The 2,230-nt window shown below is 73.5% G+C and carries 2 protein-coding genes; both read right to left on the reverse strand.

Going from position 1 to position 2,230, the window contains the following annotated elements:
- Positions 1-118: 118 nt before the first annotated feature.
- Positions 119-709 carry a lytic polysaccharide monooxygenase gene (locus ABZ371_RS31910; protein ID WP_358686278.1) on the reverse strand — a complete coding sequence of 197 codons (591 nt, stop codon included), beginning with the start codon at positions 707-709 and terminating at the stop codon, positions 119-121.
- A 159-nt stretch (positions 710-868) separates the two neighbouring features.
- Positions 869-2,230, reverse strand: a 1,362-nt coding sequence (locus ABZ371_RS31915; RefSeq protein WP_358686280.1) for an SPFH domain-containing protein, incomplete at its 5' end; no start/stop codon positions are given.

Below are 2,230 nucleotides of genomic sequence, written 5' to 3' on the forward strand. Positions count from 1 at the left end.
TAGAGCAGCTGACTCTTAATCAGCGGGTCCGGGGTTCGAGTCCCTGACGGCGCACCGACACCACAGCGGGCGGTCTCCCTCCGGGGAGACCGCCCGCTGTGCGTCGTGCGGCGACGGATCAGAACTTCACGTCGGAGCACGCGTAGAACGCGTTGCCGGTGTCGGCGACGTTCCAGACGGCAAGGATGACGTGCTTGCCGGTCTTCTGGGTGGGCATGGAGCCCTGGTGCGTGAGTGTCGACGGGGGCTGCTGGTTCCCGTACGGCACGGTCATGAACGGCTGCGATTCCAGCGCGGCCCTGGTGAGCGGCTTGGTCGAGTCCCATCCGTTCTTGGTGATGTAGTAGCGGAAGTCCGACGTGGCGTGGCGCGCCGTGAACTGCCAGCGGAAGCTGTAACCCTGCCCGCTGGTGACGTTGGTGGCGGGCCAGTTGCCGCCGCGCGGGTCGTCGAGCGCCGCGAAGGAGCTGTTGCCGCCCGAACAGAGCTTGCCGTCCGCCGGTCCTGCCGCCGGGAAGCCCTTGGGGCCCTCGACGCTCTGCGGCTCCCACTGGATGTTGCCGCAGCCGGTGACCGTGCCGTTGGCGCAGAGCTTCTGCCGGCTGATGGGGGAATCCGTGTAGCCGTGGCTACTGGCACTGCCGGTCGCGAACATGGAGGCGCCCGCTATGGCGAGGCCGAGTACGGCCGCGCTTGCCCTTTTCCGCATGGTGTGTCGCTCCTCGAACGTGGGGGATGTTCCGGGAACTGCTGTGCGCGTAGATCGTCTTGCGGTCTAGACCAACTCCAGATTATGGACGGAGCATGAACATGTCCAGACCAATGTGGCCCTCGTTTTCCGCGCACGCCCCCGGGCCGCCGACCGGGGTCAGGCGCCGTCGCCGCCGGCGCGGCCGGTGTAGAACGCCACCGTCAGATCCCTGACCAGCGCCTTGTGTTCGTAGTCGTCGAGCTCGACGATGCCCCGCGAGGTCAGCCTGCCGACGGTGTCCTCCACCGCGTCGACCACGGATGTCAGGACGCCGTCCCGGTGCCTGGCGTCGAGGGCGGCCACCCGGCGGCGCCGCATCGCCGCCGCGACCTCGGGGGCGTACTCGATCCCGGTCGGCTGCGCCGAGTAGACCTCGACGCCGACGGGCGAACACTCCGCCTGGAGCGTCCGGGTGAGCGCGTCGCCCACGGCCTCGGCGTCACGCAGGGTGCGGACGTCCTCGTCGAAGGCATCGACCGGGAGCTGTGACAGCACCCGGGCGACGGCCGCCTCCACCTGGTCCCGCAGGTACTGCTCGTGGTCCGCGACGCCGAGCGTGGCCCGCGCGGTGTCCTTCACCCGCCACACGACGAGGACGACGGCACGCAAGGCGGTGCCGCCGGCGTCCACCACGGGCAGCGGCTCACTGCGCCAGTGCCGCAGCCGTACGTCGACGCGGCGGCGCAGCAGGAGCGGCGAGGCCCAGATCAGGCCGGTCCGGCGGACACTGCCCCGGTAGTCCCCGAAGAGCGTCAGCACCGAGGCGTATCCGGCCCGGCCGCGTCCCAGCCCGCCGAGCGCGAGCACCACCACCGTCATGAGCAGCGCCAGCAGGCCCCACGCACCGAAGCCGATCCCGCCGTACGGGCGTACGCCCATGCCGAGCCGGTCCGTCACGGCGTCGGGCAGGACGCCGTGCCAAGCCAGTACGCCGATCTGGGCGGCTACCCCGACCGTCCCGGCCAGCAGGGCAGCCCAGCCGGGAAGCACGGGCCCGGGCCGCTCGTTGAGCCGGGGGTCCGGGAGCGGGGCCGGCCGGTGGGCCTGCCGTACCAGCGGTGAGCGCGGCATGGGCGGTCGCCGGACGCCCGGCCCGGGCGCTCCGCCGGTGGGGGGCGGGGGACCCGCCACGCCGACCGGACGCGGTGCGGTCCCGTCGCCGGGCGCGGGATCGTCGCGGTGGAGAAGGCGTACGGGAGTGGGCGCGAGGCCCGCACCGGCGGACCGGGGGCGCCGGACCCCGGGCCCGGACCACGGGAGCCCGTCACCCGGCCTGACGGCGGCTGCGCCCCTCGTGCGTTCGGCACCGTCCGCCTGCCCGGGGGGCGCGGTGTCCCGCGCCGCGTCCGGGACTTCCGCCTCCTCCCCACGTGCCACTGCCTCCGAGCCGGCCCCGTGACCACCCTGGGCGGGCACCGCGTCCCTGGCCCGGGCCGGGGTGTCGGCGGTGGCGTGGCCCGGGCCGGGCGCTGCGGCCGG

It is taken from the genome of Streptomyces sp. NPDC005899 (genome assembly GCF_040629645.1).
GTDB lineage: Bacteria > Actinomycetota > Actinomycetes > Streptomycetales > Streptomycetaceae > Streptomyces.

Excerpts from the sequence above, each read along its gene's own strand:
- ABZ371_RS31910 (WP_358686278.1), bottom strand. The coding sequence starts at position 709 with ATGCGGAAAAGGGCAAGCGCGGCCGTACTCGGCCTCGCCATAGCGGGC.